The organism is Flavobacteriaceae bacterium HL-DH10, from assembly GCA_031826515.1.
GTDB classification, from domain to species: Bacteria; Bacteroidota; Bacteroidia; order Flavobacteriales; family Flavobacteriaceae; genus Thalassobellus; species Thalassobellus suaedae.
Genome location: CP134536.1, coordinates 2,476,395 through 2,494,192 on the forward strand (window position 1 = coordinate 2,476,395; position 17,798 = coordinate 2,494,192).

Here is a 17,798-nt window from a genome sequence, read left to right on the forward strand (position 1 = left end):
TTCTATATAAATTAATTAGTATTTTGTAGTTTTCAAAAGTAATGATTTTTTAAATAAAGAGTTGTGGTTTTGTGACTTGAAAAGAATAAAAAGATACTAAAACGTTATAGTTATTTATGTTTTGAATATGATTTTTGGTTTAAAAAAGAGAAGTGTTAAAGAGCTCATTTTTATTAATGAAGGGAATTACCGTAGAAATTTTTATTTTAAAATGGATAGTTGATACCGATATTATAAACTGCATTATTAAAATTATAATCGTTAAACCATCTATTTTGGTCTCTATAAGAAGGATCGTAAGTTTTAAATCCTATATCAAACCTGAAAACAAAAAAGCTAAAATCATAACGTAATCCTATGCCAGAACCTATAGCAATATCTTTTAATGAGCTGAAATTTGAAAATGTCGCATTTTCGTCGTCTACATCATCTAATACGTTCCAGATATTACCAGCATCAATAAAAATGGCACCATTTAGATTTCCAAACATATTGAAGCGTTGCTCAATACTTAGGGCTAACTTTAAATTAGCTTCGTTAAATTCGTTTGTAGTTTCAGAGCTTCCTGGTCCTAAATTATAAGCAGACCAGGCTCTATTATCATTAGGGCCTCCTGCAAAAAAACTTTTTGAAAATGGTATGCTTGTTGAATTTCCGTAAGGAATAGCAACACCTAAAAAGCTTCTCATAGCTAACACATTTTTGTTGCCCAAATCCCAGTGTTTTATGTAATCTAATTCTGTTTTTATATACTGAGAAAATGCTACATTTAAAAGTTCAAAACGATTGTTGCTATTTTTTTTAACACCTAGAAGTTTTGATGCGTTTGCCAATAAATTCCCAGCAGATTCTAATTTAAAACGAAAGATTGAAAAATTTTGATCAAATATATTTGTTCTTTCATCTTTTGTGAAGCTAAAGCTAGATGATAGAATTAGGTTGTTTTCAGTAAGTCGGTTTTTACGCTCGTTTATACTGTTTACGGTTTTTAATTGAAGATCAGAGACTTCATTAGGAGTTGTATCACCTAATACATAATCTATAAAAGCATTTGCTTCATTTACAGGATTATCGGTATTAGGAAGGTTTAAAGTAGCATCAGATGCTATGTAGCTAACATCTTGTGCTATTTGGTTTAAAGAATTAAATGAGTTTTGATAAACTCCAAAATAGTTTTCAACATTAAGATTTCTAACATATTGTACATTGAGTACATCTAACTTATTTGTTTTTTTAGAGTTTGGAAGCCAATTATAATTAAAGTTACCACTAAAAGTTTGTTTATCTAACCCTATATTAGTTTGACTCGTAGTAGATAAACTAATTCTGGTAGATGGTAACATGTATTTTGGTATGATATTTTCGGTGTAAAATGGAGAAAATAATCGCGGAATTGTTAGTTTTAAATTGGCTCCAATTTCATTGATGTCAAAAAACGGGTCGTTTAGGTTGTTTTTGTTTTTGTCATCTGAAGCGCCAATAGAGCCAATAGCAGAAACCTCTAATGTTTCAGCACCTCTAAAAATATTTCTAATTAGTAAACTCGGATTTAATGAAAGTCCTATAGTTTGAATATTATTTTTTGATACATCAGCATTAAAAACGAGGCTAAATTTCTTTAAAGGGGTTAAGCGTATGGTGTCAGACAAGGTGTTGTCTGGGTTTTCAATATATTCAATATTTGGGTATTTAAAAGTGCGTAACCCATTTAAATGTCTGTAAGTTCTTGTTTTGTCAATATCTTTAAATAGGGTTCCAGGATTTATAAACATCGCGTCAGTAATTGCTTTGGGACGGTACTTAATTTTGTCGTATGCATAAAGTTTATAACCGTTGTATCTTATCGAATCTTGAAATGGTTTTCCTCTGTTTTCATATTTGTAATCGGTAATAATATTCACATCATCAATATGATAAACTTTAAAAGGTTCTCTTCTAGTCGAATCAGGGGTTCTTATAGCTCTGTTTAAAATTTGTACATCAATATTTACTTTTTTATTTGTGCCAATAGTATCTATCTCAAATGTAACATAGTCCTGATTAAAATGAAAAATACCAGAGTTGCGTAATTCGTTAGAAATCCTATCTCGTTCATTGACTAAATTTTCGGTTTTATATTGTTCTTTTGGTTTTAAAAGCGAATTTTTTTTGATGGATTTATATAAAGAATCTATTATAGGCGATGCCACAATGCTAGAAATAGTATCTAAAATAAATGCTTTACCTGTGTTAGTCTGATATTCTATTGCTGCGCGTTTGTTTTCTTTTTTATCAATGCTATAAGTTGTTTCAGCATCAAACCACCCATTGTTTATGTGGTAATCCTGTAAACGTTTTACAGATCTTTTAGTTCTTTCATCATCAATAATAACTGGTGCTTCACCTGTAGTTTTTAACCAATTATTAAATCCTAATGAAGATTGTTTAAGTTGATCTACTTGTTTTTTTGAAAATTTATTTATTAAGCGTTGTCTACGTTTTGGATTTTTATCTAACCAAGCTTCAAAAATGGAGTCTCTATTTGGACGTGCCATATTATATATGTGTAAACGCAATGGGATACCAAGAATTTTTCTATTTGGTTTTTGATAAAGTAGGTTGTTTATAGTTTCATTACTTACTTTTTTATCGTTTATTAAAACCGTGTTTTTAGTAAGTAAATGCTCATCCTCAGCTACTCTTTTAACAGCATCACAAGACGTAAAAAAATTAGTGATTATAATGAGTGTTAATATTTTTAAGAGTTTTTGTTTCAAGTGAAAATGATAGTTTTTCTAGTTTTAAACTTTAAAAGCGTACAGTATTTGTAAGTTTGTAATTAAAATATTTTTAATAAGTTCAAAAATACATTATTTAAACAAAAAAAAATGTTTAAATAGTTTTATAAAATTGATATGCTTTCAAAAAGTCAAATAAAGTTAATAACGAGTTTAAAGCAAAAAAAATATAGACAGCAACATGGTTTTTTTGTTGTTGAGGGTATTAAAACAATAAAAGAACTCATACAGTCTCATTTAGAACTTCATGCATTATATACGACAGAAACATTCAATATTAATGCCAAAGATGAAATTTTAATTACTGAAACCGACTTAAAGCGTATTAGTTTTTTAACAACCCCTAATAAGGCATTGGCTATTTTTAAAATGCCTGAGGTTAAAGCTATAAATAACAATCGGCTTATTGTAGCTCTTGATGCGGTTCGCGATCCTGGAAATTTAGGAACTATTATAAGACTTTGCGATTGGTTTGGTATTACAGATTTGGTATGTAGCAAAGAAACTGTTGACTGTTTTAACCCGAAAGTAATACAAGCTACTATGGGGTCTATTACTAGAGTTAATATAAGTTATGTTGATTTAGAGGTGTTTTTAAAAGCAAGTAATGCCGCTATTTTTGGAGCCTTTATGGATGGTGAAACGGTTTATACTAAGCAATTACCAGAAACAGGTATTTTGGTTATGGGGAATGAAGCTAATGGAGTGTCAAAAGAAGTAGAAGCTATTATTAGTGAAAAAATTTCAATTCCGAGGTTTGGAGACATACAAGCTACTGAAAGTTTAAATGTGGCTACTGCAACCGCCATTTTGTTAAGTGAATTTAAACGAAGACTTTACTGAAATGTAAAATTAATAAATACACCACGTGTTTTCATACTAGCAATATTACTAGTCCATGGGCTATTAGGGTCTTCGTCTCTAATAAGCTCATCGTTAATAGCAAATAATCCTCGAATAGAAGGGGTGAATTTAAAGTTGTATAAGTAAAAATCTATACCGAAACCTAGCTCATAAAAAAGCATGTTTTTTTTAGTTCTAAATTGCCCATTGCTGTTGTCATTCGGATTTGTTTCGTTACTAGATAAATTCAAAGCTGTTGAGAAACCACCAACTATAAATGGTTTAAAATTATTAATTCGTTTTGTAGAAATTTTTACTAATAGAGGTACGTGTATATAGGTAGATTTAACTTCTCGTGTTAAATCAGAAGTTTTAAAATCAATACCTTGAAAATAAGTCTGACTATAGTAGAGTTCTCTTGTCGTAATGAGTAAACCTGGTTCTAAGCGCAAATCTATAAAACTATTTATGCGTAAATTACCTATTAAACCAACACTAAATCCTGGACTTCTTTTTACATAGATGTCGCGTAAGTCTTGGTTATAGTCAAAATTAAAGTCGTAATTATTAATGCCTAAAAAATATCCCCAGCGTAGTAAATCATTATCAGTACCACCTTTACCTTGATTAGCATCATAAGTCACTTTTTCTTTTTTAAATAACTGCGCATTAGTGGTTTGAATCACGAAAAAAAAGGCTAATAATATAAAAAAGTGCTTCATGTTACTACTTAGATGATTTATAAATTGTTGCCACACCAAATGTTTGCGGAAAATCTTCAACATTAATAAACCCAATTTTACGTAAAATATTGTTCAACGCTTCACCATAAGGAAAAACAGAAGCAGATTCGCATAAATATTTATAAGCGCTTCTGTCTTTAGAAAAGACTTTTCCTATTAGTGGTAAAATGTTTTTTGTGTAAAATTTATAACCTTGTTTATAGGGTGATTTTATTGGTATAGAAGTTTCTAATATAACAAAAGTGCCATTAGGTTTTAGTACTCTAAAAATTTCTTTTAGCCCATTTTCTAGACTTTCAAAATTTCTAACTCCAAAAGCTACTGTAATGGCATCAAAACTATTATCTTCAAAAGGCATATTTTCACTATCGCCTAAAATCATATCAATTTTAGATTCTAAACCTTTCTTTATAATTTTTTGTTTGCCAATTTCAAGCATACCACTACTAATATCAAAGCCAACTATTTTTGAGGCATTTGTTTCTGCAAGGTTTATTGCTAAATCACCTGTTCCTGTGGCAATATCTAAAACAGTATCAGGATTATTTTCTTTAACTAGTTTTACTACTTTTTTGCGCCATTTAATATCAATTCCAAATGAAATCACACGGTTTAATCCATCATAATCTCCAGAAATTGTATCAAACATTTTGGTAACTTGTTCCTTTTTACCTAAATCGCTGTTTTTGTAGGGCTTAATTTTTGACAATGCTATATTTTTTTCGCAAACCTACATAATTTATTTTGACTTTAAAATTCCAAAGAGGCTTAAAATGAGTTTGTGGAGACTTAGTTATTGCTTAAATTGTTACTTTAGTAATTATTAGAATTTATATTAATAAATTCATTTGGCTTGCCAATTATAATTTATAGTATCTTTGAACTTCTTTTTATTATATTTAAAAAATGAAAATAATCATTGCTGGTGCAGGTGAAGTTGGGTTTCATTTGGCAAAACTTTTGTCATATGAGTCTCAGGAAATTACCTTGATAGATCCAAATAAAAAAAGCTTAGCATACGCCGATACGCATTTAGATATTAGAGTTATTAAAGGCGATGCGACTTCTATTTCTATTTTAAAAGATGCACGTGTTAATAGTTGTGATTTATTTATAGCGGTAACATCTAGTGAAACAACTAATATTACAGTTTGTGTTTTAGCAAAGCAATTAGGAGCTGAGAAAACGATTGCTAGAATTACGAATACTGAATTTATTCATTATAAAGATGAAGTCGGGTTTACAAAATTTGGTATTGATGAGTTAATTTCTCCAGAAGCTTTGGCGGCTTCAGAAATTGAATTGTCTTTAAAACAATCTTCTTTTAACGAAAATTACGAGTTTGAAGATGGGGCATTAACCATGGCGGGTTTAACACTTTCTAAAACAGCTTCATTTATTGGGAAAACGGTTAAAGAAGCAGCTCAAATTTTTCCTGAAATACATTTTGTACCCATTGCTATTCAGCGTTTTGGTACACAATTCACTATTATTCCTAGAGGTGATACTAAGTTTAAACGAGGCGATAATGTGGTGTTTATAACATCTGAAGGTGGCGATGAAGAACTATGTAGACTTACCGGTAAGGTTAATAGAGAAATTAAAAACGTGATGATTCTAGGAGGAAGTCAAATAGGCTATAAAACTGCTAGAGATTTAAGTGAAAAAGGATTTAATGTCAAGCTATTAGAAGGCGATAGAGATAGAGCATTTGACTTAGCCGAGGAGTTAACAAAGGTACTCGTTATAAATAGTGATGGACGTAATGTTGATTTGCTTGAAGAAGAAAACATAAGTGAGATGGATGCTTTTATTGCAGTAGGCACAAATTCTGAAACAAATATTATGTCTTGTTTAGTCGCTAAATCTAAAGGTGTAAAAAAAACCATTGCTTTAGTAGAGAATATAGATTATTTTGATTTATCTCATTCCATAGGTATTGATACTTTAATCAATAAAAAATTATTAGCAGCAAATAATATTTTCAGGTATATACGTAAAGGTGAAGTTGTTGCTATGACTAAGCTTAATAACTTAAATGCTGAGTTATTAGAGTTTGAAGTAAAAGGCACGTCAGCTATCTGTAATAAAATAATTAAAAATATTAATTTTCCTCGAACAGCTATTATTGGAGGCGTTGTTAGGAACGGTGTTGGAATGATTGCACTGGGTGATTTTAAGATTGAAGAAGGAGATCGTGTTGTAGTTTGTTGTTTATTACAATCAATAAAACGCGTTGAAAAATTATTTCTTTAATCTGCTTAATTAAACTTAAATCAAAAATTGAAACTCAACTATAAAATTATTTTTCACTTTTTAGGATTACTATTATTGTTTAATGGTGGTTTTATGCTACTATCTGCTCTTGTAAGTTTAATTTATGAAGATGCTGTTGCATTTAGAATATTTCTTGCGGGTTTATTAACACTAGTTGTAGGGGTTATAGGGATGTTGTTTACTCGTAACCATAAAAAGGAAATGAATAAGCGTGAAGGTTATATTGTTGTAGCCTTTGGCTGGGTTATTATGTCTTTATCGGGAACATTACCTTATTTACTAACAGAAAGTATCCCTGGTTTTACAAATGCTTTTTTTGAAACCATGTCTGGTTATACTACCACAGGAGCTTCTATTCTAAATGATATCGAAGCAGTGCCAAAAGGTGTGTTATTTTGGCGTAGTACAACTCATTGGATTGGTGGTATGGGAATTATTGTACTTGCTATAGCTATATTACCATTATTGGGAATAGGAGGTATGCAGCTTTTTGCAGCTGAAGCACCTGGGCCAAGTGCCGATAAATTACATCCTAGAATTACAGATACAGCAAAACGTTTATGGCTTATTTATTTTGGTTATACAGTAGCTGAAACGTTATTGCTTAAACTGGCAGGTATGTCCTTTTTCGATGCTATAAATCATTCAATGGCAACCTTGTCAACAGGTGGGTTTTCTACAAAAAATGCGAGTGTTGCTTATTGGAATAGTCAACCTATTATTCAATATATTATTATATTGTTTATGTTTTTAGCAGGTTCTAACTTTGTATTAAGTTACTTTGCATTTAAAGGAAAAGTTCAAAAAATTATTAAAGACGAGGAGTTTAAATTGTACTTTAGGTTTGTACTTGTTTTTACTATAATTGCTGCACTTATTATTTATTTTAGAGCAGATGTTTCAATATCTTCAATAGCGCATCCAATGGTTTGGGGAGAGGGTGAAAGTGCTTTTAGGCATTCACTTTTTCAAGTCTTAACAGTAATTACAACTACAGGATTTATAACTGCCGATTATACATTATGGACCCCCTTTTTAACTGTTTTCTTTTTTGGAATTATGTTTTTAGGTGGTTCTGCTGGTAGTACTTCTGGTGGTGTTAAAGTTGTACGCCATTTAATACTTATTAAAAACGGTTTTTTAGAGTTTAAACGTACGCTTCATCCTAATGCCATTGTACCTGTTCGATATAATAAAAAAGCTATAAACAGGTTTATTGTATTTAATGTTTTAGCATTTTTTATATTATACATGCTGTCATTTATTATAGGTGCTTTAGTGTTTTCTATGTTCGATATAGATTTTACATCTGCCATTGGGTTGTCTGCCTCTAGTTTAGGTAATATTGGACCAGCGCTAGGTAATTTTGGACCTGTAAATAATTATGCGGCATTGCCACTTTTGGCGCAATGGTGGGCCTCCTTTTTAATGCTTATTGGTCGTTTAGAACTCTTTACGGTACTTATTTTGTTTACGCCTTTCTTTTGGCGTAATAGATAGATTGCTTTTTTTAAGTTATTAATATTCTTTATTATATTTATATCGAAAAGTAGGGTGTTTTTAACACTAATGTATCCCCTTCATACCTATTTATATAGCTAATATGTAGATGTTTAGCTCCTATCGTACATTTATTTTACTATAGAATAGAATATTATTAAAATTCTATAATAATTGGTGAAAATTGTGTAACAGCAAATGCTTACTGTTATCCTACCTTTGTATCAAAGAGTAAAGCATTCTTAAATTCATTAAATTATTAAGTTATGAACAAGATGATAAAAACAATTTTAACAATTGTAGGAGTAGGATTGATAGCTTACGGTATTTATACTATGATAGTTCCTGAAACTGTATTGAGTATTGGGGATTTAGATATAGGTAAAGTACATAATAATGATAATTCATACATAAGTATAGGATTGGGTTTGTCTGCGCTCATAATTAGTATTGTTGGAGAAAAAATTTTAAAAATTTAAATTATGAAAACAGATAATTTGAATAACAGAAAAAAATTTTGCATCGAATATTAAATACTTAACAGTTGTATTATCTAACGCGATGATACTTTATATTAAAACCAGAAAATATCATTGGGGCTAGTTTTATGGAATTACATAAACTATTTGAAAATCAATATAACGAATTAGAGCAAGACCTTGATGAAATAGCTGAGCGCATTAGCAAATTAGGAGGAAAACCTATTGGTACGATGTAAAACATGGGAGCTTAAAAGAAAGTGAAACAAATCCATCGCAAAAAGTTATGATTGAAGAATTATTAAACGATCATGAAACGGTAATAAAGGAATTAAGAAGCACAATAACTTCTATTGAGGAAGATACAGAATATAGGTTCAGCCGATTTTTTAAAGGCACTATTACAATCACACGAATCTAAAGCTTGCGTGCTAATAAAATACACAAAATAAATAAACAATAAAATTTTAAATTATGAATACTACAGAAATTAAAGGAAATTGGAACGAGCTTAAAGGTAAATTAAAACAAAAGTATGCGACATTAACTGATGATGATTTATTTATAGCTGAAGGAAAACAAGATGAGTTAATAGGAAGGTTACAAGAGAAACTAGGAAAAACAAAAGAAGAAGTGCATAAAATTATTTCTGATTTATAGAAACTAATATACTGTCTAGAATTGTTGCAAACTGTGGTTTTTGTTTGGTTAGTTACATTATGCTTTGTAACCTCTAGACAGTTTTTCAATTTTTAAAATAATATATGAACACAAAAAATCAAATAAACCACAGTGTGCTAAGTTTATTGGCACTCATTGCTGTGGTTTTTATTTTATATGTATTAAAACCTTTTATAGTTCCTATAATATTCGCTATAATATTAAGCGTTATGATATTTCCTATTCAAAGGTTTCTTGAAAAAAAATGGCGATGCAACAGGTTGTTTGCAACCCTTACTTCTATAATAGTTTTGTTTTTTATAACGGCATTAATCTTTGCTTTAATTAGTACTAGGTTACTATATTTTATGGATAATAGCGAGGTTTACTCTCAAAAATTAGCAGAACTCTTCCATAAGTTTGTAAATAGTATAGAGCACACGTTTAATATCGGGAATAATCGAATTTTTGCAAATCAGGAGTTAAAAGCCGAAAATATTATTAAAGACAATCTAGATAAAGTAGGTGTCGTTTTATCAGAATCTAGTAGCCTTTTAGGTGATTTAGTTTTAATACCCATTTATATTTTTTTCTTTTTATACTATAGAGCTTTTTTTAGAACATTTTTTTATAAAGCTTTTAAGTCAAAATCAAAATCATTTATAAATAGCATTTTAAAAAAGATTTATGAAATACAACAAAATTATTTATTAGGATTACTTAAGGTTATCGTTATAGTAGGTTGTTTAAATAGTTTAGGCTTGGTGCTTTTAGGAATAGGTAATCCGATTTTCTTCGGGTTTTTAGCAGCACTTTTATTATTAATTCCATATATAGGCGTTATTATTGGGTCGTTATTACCTGCCATTATAGCTTTGGCAACAAAAGACTCTGCTTGGTATGCTTTTGGTGTTATTGCCGTTTTTGGTTTTATTCAATTTTTAGAAGGTAATTTTATAACGCCCAAAATTACAGGGTCTAAAGTAAGTGTTAATGCCTTTGTTGTTATTACATCATTGGTTTTGTTTTCAATGCTTTGGGGAATAACAGGTATGATTTTAGCATTGCCAATTACGGCAACTTTAAAAATATTATTTGATAATACATCAGGATACGAAGCTTATGGTTTTCTTATAGGTGAGCCTATAGATAAACATTTACAAAGTAAAGCAAGGGGACGTTTAAAAAAATGGAAAAGTATTAGAAAAACTAAAAATGACGCCTAAAAATAAATTGAGGTTAAAACAAATTCCTTTCTTAACTTTACAATAATTATAATTTATATGATATTATTTATAAAGTTCGATTTTAATACTATTTGTAAAAAAGTTTTAGAGACAAAACTTAACGAGCTTAACATAAAACACAAAATTGTGGCTTTTGGAGAAATAGAGTTGCTAGAAAAAGTGCCTTCAGAAACATACGAAGCTTTAAATAATACTTTAATTGACTATGGTATCGAAATAGTTGAAAATCAAAAAAGTATTTTGGTTCAAAAAATAAAAGATGTTATTATTGATATGGTTTTTAATGATGACTCTACAGTAAATGTTAAAAGTTCGGTGTATTTGTCAGAAAAATTAGGTCATAGCTACGGGTATCTTTCCAATTTATTTTCAGAGGTTACATATACATCCATTGAAAATTTTATTATCATTCAAAAAATAGAATACACCAAACAACTTTTAATAACGACAGATTTAAGTTTAACCGAAATAGCTTTTAAGCTTAATTATTCTAGTGTAGCTCACTTAAGTACCCAATTTAAAAATACAACTGGTATTACACCTTCTGCTTTTCAGCGTATAATTTCAAAAAGAAGAATCATATCACAACAAAAAAACTAACTAATATTATATGCCAAACGACTATATACATATTATTCTTGCTGATGATGACGAGGATGATAGATTGTTTTTTACCGATGCTTTTGATGAGTTAAATATGAATACCAAGGTAAATACCTTTAACGATGGTATTGAACTTATGGAATATTTAAACGCTGATGATGTTATATTGCCAAATGTGCTTTTTTTAGATTTAAATATGCCTAAAAAGTCGGGGATAGAATGCTTAAATGAAATTAAAGCCAATAGCAAAATGTCTGATATTGCCATTGCTATTTATTCTACATCGGCATCAGAAGAAGATATAGAAGAAACCTTTGTGTTAGGGGCTAATATTTATATAAAAAAACCAAGTAGTTTTAAACAACTAAAAAAAGTGCTTTCAGAAGTTGTATCAATCAATTGGCAATACCATACTAACGGTTTAAACAAAGATAACTTTTTAATGAGATTGTAATGTCAAAAAGATTATTTTCAAAATCAGCTTTATTTTTAAAAATTATTTTTTTGGTTAGTGTATTTCTTGTCCTTTTAATAAGTGGTTTTACATATAAGCACATTTCTAATTTAACAAATTCTACAAAACTGGTAGTAACCACTTATAAAGTTAATGTTGAGTTAGAACAGGTTATTTCATATTTAAAAGATGCCGAGAATGGTCATAGAAATTATATTTTAACCAAAGATACGACGCACTTAGAGCCCTATTTGTCTGCTAGAGAAAAAGTTAATGTCTCTTTTGCTGAATTGAAAGAAGTGGCAAACCAGAATGAAGTACAAAAAGAAAACTTACGTATATTAAGTAAATATATTGACAATCTATTTAATAATTTTACCCAAACGAATGCTTTTGTTGGAAACAATCTAACATTAACAGAAGAGTTTAAATCCAATTTTTTTGAAGAAAAAATAATAATGGATTCTATTAGGCAAAAAGTAAATGAGATGATTGATCTTGAAAATAAACAGCTTAAAGAACGCCAAAAACAATATCAAAGTAATTTAGATTTTACACCTTTATTTTTATATTTAGTTTTGTTAGTTACGCTTGTGTTAATTATAATTTCATACAACAAAATAACTAATGATTATAAAAACACCAAGTTAATAAACAATCAATTGTCCATATTTAAAGAGGCCGCTATTCAATTAGAAACTATTGGTAAACATGGTAATTGGGTATGGTATATTGATACAAATGTATTCACGTTTTCAGATAATTTATACCACGTATTAGGAGAAAAACCAGGAGCTTTTAAGTGTACTTTAGAGAATTTCATGAGCTTTGTGCATCCAGATGATAAAGAAAAGCTAGCTGCTGCTGTAGATAGAATGATGAAAGAAGAAAACTTGCCTTTTACATACTTCAGAATCATTACAAAAGATGACGCCATAAAGCACATTAAAGCTTATGGTAAACTACTTGTAAGTGCCGATGGCGAAAAACGAATTGTTGGAAATATTACTGATATTTCTGATGAGGTTGAAAGTTATTTAGTTCTAGGTGAACGTAATTTAGAACTAGAAAAAAATAATGCTGAACTTTCAGAATTTAATTATGTTGCTAGTCATGACTTGCAAGAACCCTTACGGAAAATACAAACCTTTATATCTAGATTAGAAGACAAAGAAGCAAAAAAATTTTCGGCTTCAGGTATTCAATACCTCGAGCGTATTAATATAGCAGCTACTAGAATGCGCTTGTTAATTGATGATTTACTTCAGTTTTCTAGAACCAATAAGCCTGATAAAGAGTTTGTCTCAACTAATTTGAATGAACTTTTAGAACAGGCAAAGCAAGATGTAGCAGAAACTATTTTAGAAAAAGAAGCAACTATTACAAGCGATTTGCTGCCAACAGTATCGGTAATACCATTTCAAATTCATCAGTTATTCTTAAACTTACTAAGTAATTCATTAAAATATTGCAAAGAAAAAGTCCCTCCAAATATTAAAATAGAATATTCAAAAGTTAGTTCAAAGAACGATGTAAATTTGATTAATGTACCTAAAGGGGAGTTTCATAAAATCATCTTTTCTGATAACGGTATTGGATTCGAACAAAAATATGGCGATCAAATATTCGAATTATTCAGTAGGCTACATAACAAAGAAAATTATTCTGGTACAGGAGTAGGACTTTCTATTTGTAAAAAAACTGTAGATAACCATGATGGAATTATAATGGCTTTTGGAAAACCTCAAGAGGGAGCTGTTTTTACAATTTATCTTCCTGCGTAAGTTTTCTTTTTATCAATCTAAACATATTTTAATAAGCTCTAAAGTAAAATACTTTAGAGCTTATTTTTTATGATTAAAGTTTGTTTTCTTACCATTTGTTGAAATTCTATAACAAAAGCTAAAAATGCTGTAACATGAAAACCTTGTACTGGTTGCATCTTTGTAATGTAGAAAATAACAGAAAGTGAAATTAAATAAAAACATAAAAAAGTATTTAGCACTCTCACTAATAACAATAGGTGTTAGTATTGTTTCCTGTGATTTAGATAAACATAAAAAAGACACATACTTGTTTAATCCTGATCTTAAAAAAGAAAAAATTAAAACCAATATAGAAGAAGGAAAAGTATTGTCGGAAGTAACAATATTAAATGAAACAATTTTAAAGCTAAGCGAATTGGCTCTAACAGAAAGTGGTGAGTATAATATCTATACTATAGCTAATAAGCTAAAAAAAGATAATACAGAGATAAAGAATTCTATAATCGAATTGGCTAAAGCAAAACTAATAATACTGCCAAATGGATTTAATAAAGCAGATGTTAATAGACTATTATTAGTTGATGAAGATGGTTTTTCTAAAGCTTATTTAGGTAGAACTGGCAAACTTTTAGAAAGAGAAATTGCTCGGTTAGAATATCTGTCTAGTATAACAAATGATTTAGATTTTAAAGTATTTATAGTTAAGTCTTTAACGCGTTTGAATCATGATTTAGATCAACTCAATAAAAAAACAATAAAATTATTAACAATTAAAAATTCAATATTATGAGAAGTTTATTATACATAATAGCAGTAGTACTTGTAATTGGTTGGGCTTTAGGGTTCTTTGTTTATAGTGCTGGAGGGTTAATCCATATTTTATTAGTAATTGCTGTAATAGCTATTTTATTAAGATTAATAGGAGGTAAAGGTGTGTAATTTAAACACAAATTTAAAATAACAAAACACCATCATACAAATGATGGGGAATTATAAATTAAAAAAAAACAAACTTATGAAATCAAATGTATTAGGAGTATTAGCAGGAATTGCTACAGGAGCTGTTTTAGGTGTATTATTTGCACCAGATAAAGGGTCTAAAACAAGAAAAAAAATTCAAAAAAAAACAATAGAAGCTAAAGACACTTTAAAAGAAGAGTTTGATGATTTTTTAGATACCGTATCAGAAAAATACGATTCAGCAATTAAAAATGGGGAAGAAATTCTTGAAAAAGGAAAAAGTGAAGTTAAGAAAGCAGTGAATTCTAAAAGTTAAAAAATGGACAGCACCACAAACATGGCGAAAAGTGTAGAAAAGCTTTATGAAAAGGCGAAAAAGTATACAGAAACTAGTGCAGAATTACTTGCTCTAAACACTGTTGATAAAACAGCCGATGTGCTTTCGTCTTTAACATTCATAGTGCTTCTTGTTATAGTTGTTGCCATGTTTACACTGTTTATTAACGTGGGTTTAAGTTTGTTTTTAGGCAGTTTATTAAACGCGTATTATTTAGGGTTTTTTATAGTGTCTGCATTCTATTTAGTGGTGGCTTTAATTCTTTATGTATATAAAGATAAATTAATAAAAACACCTGTTGCTAATTTAATCATCGAGAAATTATTGAAATCTAAAAATTCAGCTTCTAAGGTTTTTGATTCACTTAAAGAAGGAGAACATGATTAAGCATAAAAACCAAATAGAAATTTTAAAAGCAAATATGTTGCTTATTGAAGACAGAAGACAGAAGGAGTATGAAGATTTAAAACATCAATTTCACGAAACTTCCGAAAGTTTTAGACCTATTAATATACTCAATCAAACAGTAAAAGATTTCGGAAAGTTACCAGATATAAAAACAAGTCTTTTTATAACCATACTAAGTATTACTGGAGGTTATTTTTCAAAAAAAATATTGGTAGGTAAATCTAATTCTTTATTCAAGAAAATTTCAGGACATCTTTTACAATATACTATAACCAATTTTATTTCAAAAAAAGTAAGCACAGATAAAGAAGAAGAATAGAAATTAACTAAAAATTCAAAAATATGAAAACATTAAAATTAATATTTTTTGCAACATCTATAATATTTGTAGCATGCAATGATAGCCAAAAAGAAATGGCTCAAAAAAAAGTAACGGGTTATGAGAATTATGTAGATTCTATAAGCGGTGTAGCAGCAGATAAAGCTTATGAGAACTGGGAGAATATTGAGATAGCATTTAAAGAAAAGAAAACAGAAACACACAATGCTATAGTGACTCTTAAAGAACATTCAGATTTACAAAATGCTATAGACGAATCTACTTTGAAATACGAAACATTTAAAGCAGAAGTTATTGCTAATCATGAAAGAATGGAAATAGAAAAATCTAAAAACATGATGCGTAAATCTTTGCTAGGCACTAGCTATGATGATGGTGATATGAAATTCACATGGGTTAATAAAGATAACATTTTAAGTGTTTACCAAAACTTTGTTGATACGGTTGATAAGAATAAAGATTCTTATTCTCGCGAAGATTGGGATGAAATTAAAATGCTATATGAAGCTATAGATACAAGAAAAAATACTGTTGAGAAGGAAGGTTTAACAAGCTCTGATAACAGAAAAATAGCAGGTTTGAAATTGAAATTTGCACCCATGTACACTATTAATAGAATGGGCGCTAAATCAGAAGAAAATGCAAAAGCAAAAATATAAGTATTAGTCTATATAAACAAAAAAATAAAAATAAATGAAAACATATTTAATTACAGGTATTTTAGTATTAATTGCTAGTGTATCAATGGAAGCACAGGATATCTCTAAAAATGCATTAGGATTACGATTGGGAGATAATGATGGCTTTGGAGGAGAAATTTCATACCAAAGAGGCTTGAATGAAAATAAAAGATTGGAGTTTGACCTTGGTTGGAGAGATGGTAAAAACTACGACGGTTTTAAACTTGCAGGTTTACATCAATGGGTTTGGAATATTGATAACGGTTTTAATTGGTATGCTGGTGTTGGTGGTGGTTTAGGGTCATTTAGTTTTAACAATAATAATGGTAATGTTTATACAGATACGTTTGTCTTTGCAGCAGGTGACATTGGTATCGAATATAATTTTGATATTCCATTATTACTGTCCCTAGACTTTAGACCCGAAATAGGTTTTGGAGATGAAAACTATGATAATAATGACCTAGATTTTGATATAGCTTTAGGTATTAGATATCAATTTTAAATATAATAAACATTAAAATTATAAATAAAGAAGCTTACAGAATCTAAATAAAGAAACAGTAAGTAATATTAATTAACTTTAAAAAAGCATAAATTATGTTACGATGGGCAATCACATTTATTATAATTGCATTAATTGCTGGGGTTCTAGGATTCGGCGGTATTGCAGGAGCTTCAGCAGGAATAGCTAAAATTCTATTCTTTATATTTTTAGTGCTTTTTATACTATCGCTTATAAAAGGTGGCATTAAAAAATAACTTAAAAAACAAAAACAGATGAAAAAATTAGCATATACATTTTTATTATTACTTACAGCAAGTACTATTATTACAAGTTGTAGAGATAAAAAAACAGCAGGAGAAAAAATAGAAGATGGTATTGAAGAGGTCGGGGATGGTATTGAAGACGCAGCAGATGAAGTTGAAGACGCTATTGATTAGTAAATAATAAAGTAATATTAAAACAAAGATGGTTTTTTCAAACCGTCTTTGTTTTTTGCTATAAGTATTAAACTAAACCTTCGTTAAAAAAAACAGAAAAAGTAGAAGTATAGTGTCTTTATAGGATTTTAACTTAGTGTTTTGTGTTTATTTGCATTTCTATTTTATGTGTTAAAATTACTGCTAATGTTATATAGATGTTTTGTCTAAATAATGCCTAATTTTTTTTTGCAGTTTTAACTAAATTAAAATTACCATCATTTTTTTGAGTTATTTCTTAACTTTAAGAATGAGCAGAAAAGTAGTTTTTAAGACCAGAAGCCAACGCCAATCGTTACACTTTTGTATGGGGCAAGTCCATAAAGACTAGCAAAGAACGTATCAAAAGGCAACTAAATGAGTTGTGGTCTTATGTTGAAAAGGTATATAAAGAAGAACAAAAAACGCCCAACCAAACACCGTTACCAATTCCAAAACTATACTGGATGCCCACCCACTAAGAAGCCTCTGTCATAAATCAAAAACCAATCGTAATATAGAACGCAATTACAACCTAATACGCCTTAAGGCAAAAGCAAAAATATTACGAACTAGCGCGCAAGGAATAGCAAACGCAAACAACGCTGTTGGGATGTTGAAGCTGTTTTTGGCAACATCAAGCAAAACATGAACTTTAAACGCTTTATGTTAATTGGAATCGATAAAGTAAATGTAGAAATAGGCTTAATTGCAATGGCGCACAACCTTAAAAAGTTTAGTTCAGCTATATAAGTCAAATG

The 17,798-nt window shown here is 29.4% G+C and carries 23 protein-coding genes; 20 read left to right on the forward strand and 3 right to left on the reverse strand.

The genetic code is table 11. The features are described 5' to 3' along the window. Positions 1 to 206 precede the first annotated feature (206 nt). Positions 207 to 2,756 (reverse strand): BamA/TamA family outer membrane protein, encoded by a 2,550-nt coding sequence (locus tag RHP49_10530; GenBank protein ID WNH11342.1) that lies wholly within the window; start codon positions 2,754 to 2,756, stop codon positions 207 to 209. Between the two features lie 138 nt (positions 2,757 to 2,894). Here RHP49_10530 and RHP49_10535 point away from each other — a divergent pair, with 138 nt between their 5' ends. Further along, positions 2,895 to 3,620 carry an RNA methyltransferase gene (locus RHP49_10535; GenBank protein WNH11343.1) on the forward strand — a complete coding sequence of 242 codons (726 nt, stop codon included), beginning with the start codon at positions 2,895 to 2,897 and terminating at the stop codon, positions 3,618 to 3,620. On the opposite strand, the gene RHP49_10540 is transcribed toward RHP49_10535, so the two are convergent. Together RHP49_10540 and ubiE are read right to left on the reverse strand one after the other, a co-directional pair. Next, the gene (locus tag RHP49_10540; protein WNH11344.1) at positions 3,614 to 4,342 is read right to left on the reverse strand and encodes a porin family protein; all 729 of its coding nucleotides are present in this window, start codon (positions 4,340 to 4,342) and stop codon (positions 3,614 to 3,616) included. The two genes, RHP49_10535 and RHP49_10540, sit on opposite strands and share 7 nt — an antisense overlap. Before the next feature lie 4 nt (positions 4,343 to 4,346). After that, entirely contained in the window at positions 4,347 to 5,072 is a 726-nt protein-coding gene (ubiE, locus tag RHP49_10545; GenBank protein WNH11345.1) for a bifunctional demethylmenaquinone methyltransferase/2-methoxy-6-polyprenyl-1,4-benzoquinol methylase UbiE, read from the reverse strand. Between the two features lie 197 nt (positions 5,073 to 5,269). On the opposite strand from ubiE, the gene trkA reads away from it, so the two are divergent. From trkA to RHP49_10640, 19 genes are all read left to right on the forward strand, one after another. Beyond that, entirely contained in the window at positions 5,270 to 6,619 is a 1,350-nt protein-coding gene (gene trkA, locus RHP49_10550; GenBank protein ID WNH11346.1) for a Trk system potassium transporter TrkA, read from the forward strand. 27 nt (positions 6,620 to 6,646) lie between these two features. Then, positions 6,647 to 8,140 carry a potassium transporter TrkG gene (locus tag RHP49_10555; GenBank protein ID WNH11347.1) on the forward strand — a complete coding sequence of 498 codons (1,494 nt, stop codon included), beginning with the start codon at positions 6,647 to 6,649 and terminating at the stop codon, positions 8,138 to 8,140. 266 nt (positions 8,141 to 8,406) lie between these two features. Then, positions 8,407 to 8,619, forward strand: a complete 213-nt coding sequence (locus RHP49_10560; protein WNH11348.1) for a hypothetical protein — start codon at positions 8,407 to 8,409, stop codon at positions 8,617 to 8,619. Between the two features lie 128 nt (positions 8,620 to 8,747). Beyond that, entirely contained in the window at positions 8,748 to 8,858 is a 111-nt protein-coding gene (locus RHP49_10565) for a ferritin-like domain-containing protein (GenBank protein WNH11349.1), read from the forward strand. Positions 8,859 to 9,093: 235 nt separating this feature from the next. Next, positions 9,094 to 9,279, forward strand: a complete 186-nt coding sequence (locus RHP49_10570; GenBank protein ID WNH11350.1) for a CsbD family protein — start codon at positions 9,094 to 9,096, stop codon at positions 9,277 to 9,279. Between the two features lie 104 nt (positions 9,280 to 9,383). Then, positions 9,384 to 10,505, forward strand: coding sequence for an AI-2E family transporter (locus tag RHP49_10575; protein ID WNH11351.1), 1,122 nt, complete (start codon positions 9,384 to 9,386; stop codon positions 10,503 to 10,505). 57 nt (positions 10,506 to 10,562) lie between these two features. Beyond that, positions 10,563 to 11,126: an AraC family transcriptional regulator gene (locus RHP49_10580; GenBank protein ID WNH11352.1), complete on the forward strand. Its 564-nt coding sequence runs from the start codon at positions 10,563 to 10,565 to the stop codon at positions 11,124 to 11,126. 10 nt (positions 11,127 to 11,136) lie between these two features. Then, entirely contained in the window at positions 11,137 to 11,583 is a 447-nt protein-coding gene (locus RHP49_10585; protein WNH11353.1) for a response regulator, read from the forward strand. Beyond that, positions 11,583 to 13,367 (forward strand): CHASE3 domain-containing protein, encoded by a 1,785-nt coding sequence (locus RHP49_10590; protein ID WNH11354.1) that lies wholly within the window; start codon positions 11,583 to 11,585, stop codon positions 13,365 to 13,367. The genes RHP49_10585 and RHP49_10590 overlap by 1 nt, the downstream gene beginning before the upstream one ends. A gap of 184 nt (positions 13,368 to 13,551) precedes the next feature. Further along, on the forward strand, positions 13,552 to 14,139 hold the full coding sequence (locus tag RHP49_10595; GenBank protein ID WNH11355.1) for a hypothetical protein: 588 nt from the start codon (positions 13,552 to 13,554) through the stop codon (positions 14,137 to 14,139). Beyond that, positions 14,136 to 14,288: a lmo0937 family membrane protein gene (locus tag RHP49_10600; GenBank protein ID WNH11356.1), complete on the forward strand. Its 153-nt coding sequence runs from the start codon at positions 14,136 to 14,138 to the stop codon at positions 14,286 to 14,288. Before RHP49_10595 ends, RHP49_10600 begins: the two co-directional genes overlap by 4 nt. 76 nt (positions 14,289 to 14,364) lie before the next feature. Next, positions 14,365 to 14,625, forward strand: coding sequence for a YtxH domain-containing protein (locus RHP49_10605; GenBank protein ID WNH11357.1), 261 nt, complete (start codon positions 14,365 to 14,367; stop codon positions 14,623 to 14,625). Positions 14,626 to 14,628: 3 nt separating this feature from the next. Then, positions 14,629 to 15,033 (forward strand): hypothetical protein, encoded by a 405-nt coding sequence (locus tag RHP49_10610; protein WNH11358.1) that lies wholly within the window; start codon positions 14,629 to 14,631, stop codon positions 15,031 to 15,033. Beyond that, positions 15,026 to 15,373: a hypothetical protein gene (locus tag RHP49_10615; protein WNH11359.1), complete on the forward strand. Its 348-nt coding sequence runs from the start codon at positions 15,026 to 15,028 to the stop codon at positions 15,371 to 15,373. The genes RHP49_10610 and RHP49_10615 overlap by 8 nt, the downstream gene beginning before the upstream one ends. A gap of 23 nt (positions 15,374 to 15,396) precedes the next feature. Then, positions 15,397 to 16,053 (forward strand): hypothetical protein, encoded by a 657-nt coding sequence (locus RHP49_10620; protein WNH11360.1) that lies wholly within the window; start codon positions 15,397 to 15,399, stop codon positions 16,051 to 16,053. 34 nt (positions 16,054 to 16,087) lie between these two features. Continuing rightward, on the forward strand, positions 16,088 to 16,579 hold the full coding sequence (locus tag RHP49_10625) for a hypothetical protein (protein ID WNH11361.1): 492 nt from the start codon (positions 16,088 to 16,090) through the stop codon (positions 16,577 to 16,579). Positions 16,580 to 16,674: 95 nt separating this feature from the next. Continuing rightward, the gene (locus RHP49_10630; GenBank protein WNH11362.1) at positions 16,675 to 16,836 is read left to right on the forward strand and encodes a DUF1328 domain-containing protein; all 162 of its coding nucleotides are present in this window, start codon (positions 16,675 to 16,677) and stop codon (positions 16,834 to 16,836) included. Positions 16,837 to 16,854: 18 nt separating this feature from the next. Continuing rightward, complete coding sequence (locus RHP49_10635) at positions 16,855 to 17,019, forward strand: hypothetical protein (GenBank protein WNH11363.1); 165 nt, start codon at positions 16,855 to 16,857, stop codon at positions 17,017 to 17,019. A gap of 654 nt (positions 17,020 to 17,673) precedes the next feature. Next, positions 17,674 to 17,790, forward strand: coding sequence for a transposase (locus RHP49_10640; GenBank protein ID WNH14413.1), 117 nt, complete (start codon positions 17,674 to 17,676; stop codon positions 17,788 to 17,790). Positions 17,791 to 17,798: the final 8 nt, after the last annotated feature.

What these genes read in the sequence shown, in the direction of transcription:
- RHP49_10570 (WNH11350.1), top strand. Translation starts at nt 9,094, where the DNA reads ATGAATACTACAGAAATTAAAGGAAATTGGAACGAGCTTAAAGGTAAA.
- RHP49_10580 (WNH11352.1), top strand. Translation starts at nt 10,563, where the DNA reads ATGATATTATTTATAAAGTTCGATTTTAATACTATTTGTAAAAAAGTT.
- RHP49_10615 (WNH11359.1), top strand. Translation starts at nt 15,026, where the DNA reads ATGATTAAGCATAAAAACCAAATAGAAATTTTAAAAGCAAATATGTTG.
- RHP49_10620 (WNH11360.1), top strand. Translation starts at nt 15,397, where the DNA reads ATGAAAACATTAAAATTAATATTTTTTGCAACATCTATAATATTTGTA.
- RHP49_10605 (WNH11357.1), top strand. Translation starts at nt 14,365, where the DNA reads ATGAAATCAAATGTATTAGGAGTATTAGCAGGAATTGCTACAGGAGCT.
- RHP49_10585 (WNH11353.1), top strand. Translation starts at nt 11,137, where the DNA reads ATGCCAAACGACTATATACATATTATTCTTGCTGATGATGACGAGGAT.
- RHP49_10565 (WNH11349.1), top strand. Translation starts at nt 8,748, where the DNA reads ATGGAATTACATAAACTATTTGAAAATCAATATAACGAATTAGAGCAA.
- RHP49_10625 (WNH11361.1), top strand. Translation starts at nt 16,088, where the DNA reads ATGAAAACATATTTAATTACAGGTATTTTAGTATTAATTGCTAGTGTA.
- RHP49_10535 (WNH11343.1), top strand. Translation starts at nt 2,895, where the DNA reads ATGCTTTCAAAAAGTCAAATAAAGTTAATAACGAGTTTAAAGCAAAAA.
- trkA (WNH11346.1), top strand. Translation starts at nt 5,270, where the DNA reads ATGAAAATAATCATTGCTGGTGCAGGTGAAGTTGGGTTTCATTTGGCA.
- RHP49_10630 (WNH11362.1), top strand. Translation starts at nt 16,675, where the DNA reads ATGTTACGATGGGCAATCACATTTATTATAATTGCATTAATTGCTGGG.
- RHP49_10610 (WNH11358.1), top strand. Translation starts at nt 14,629, where the DNA reads ATGGACAGCACCACAAACATGGCGAAAAGTGTAGAAAAGCTTTATGAA.
- RHP49_10600 (WNH11356.1), top strand. Translation starts at nt 14,136, where the DNA reads ATGAGAAGTTTATTATACATAATAGCAGTAGTACTTGTAATTGGTTGG.
- RHP49_10590 (WNH11354.1), top strand. Translation starts at nt 11,583, where the DNA reads ATGTCAAAAAGATTATTTTCAAAATCAGCTTTATTTTTAAAAATTATT.
- RHP49_10540 (WNH11344.1), bottom strand. Translation starts at nt 4,342, where the DNA reads ATGAAGCACTTTTTTATATTATTAGCCTTTTTTTTCGTGATTCAAACC.
- RHP49_10635 (WNH11363.1), top strand. Translation starts at nt 16,855, where the DNA reads ATGAAAAAATTAGCATATACATTTTTATTATTACTTACAGCAAGTACT.
- RHP49_10560 (WNH11348.1), top strand. Translation starts at nt 8,407, where the DNA reads ATGAACAAGATGATAAAAACAATTTTAACAATTGTAGGAGTAGGATTG.
- RHP49_10575 (WNH11351.1), top strand. Translation starts at nt 9,384, where the DNA reads ATGAACACAAAAAATCAAATAAACCACAGTGTGCTAAGTTTATTGGCA.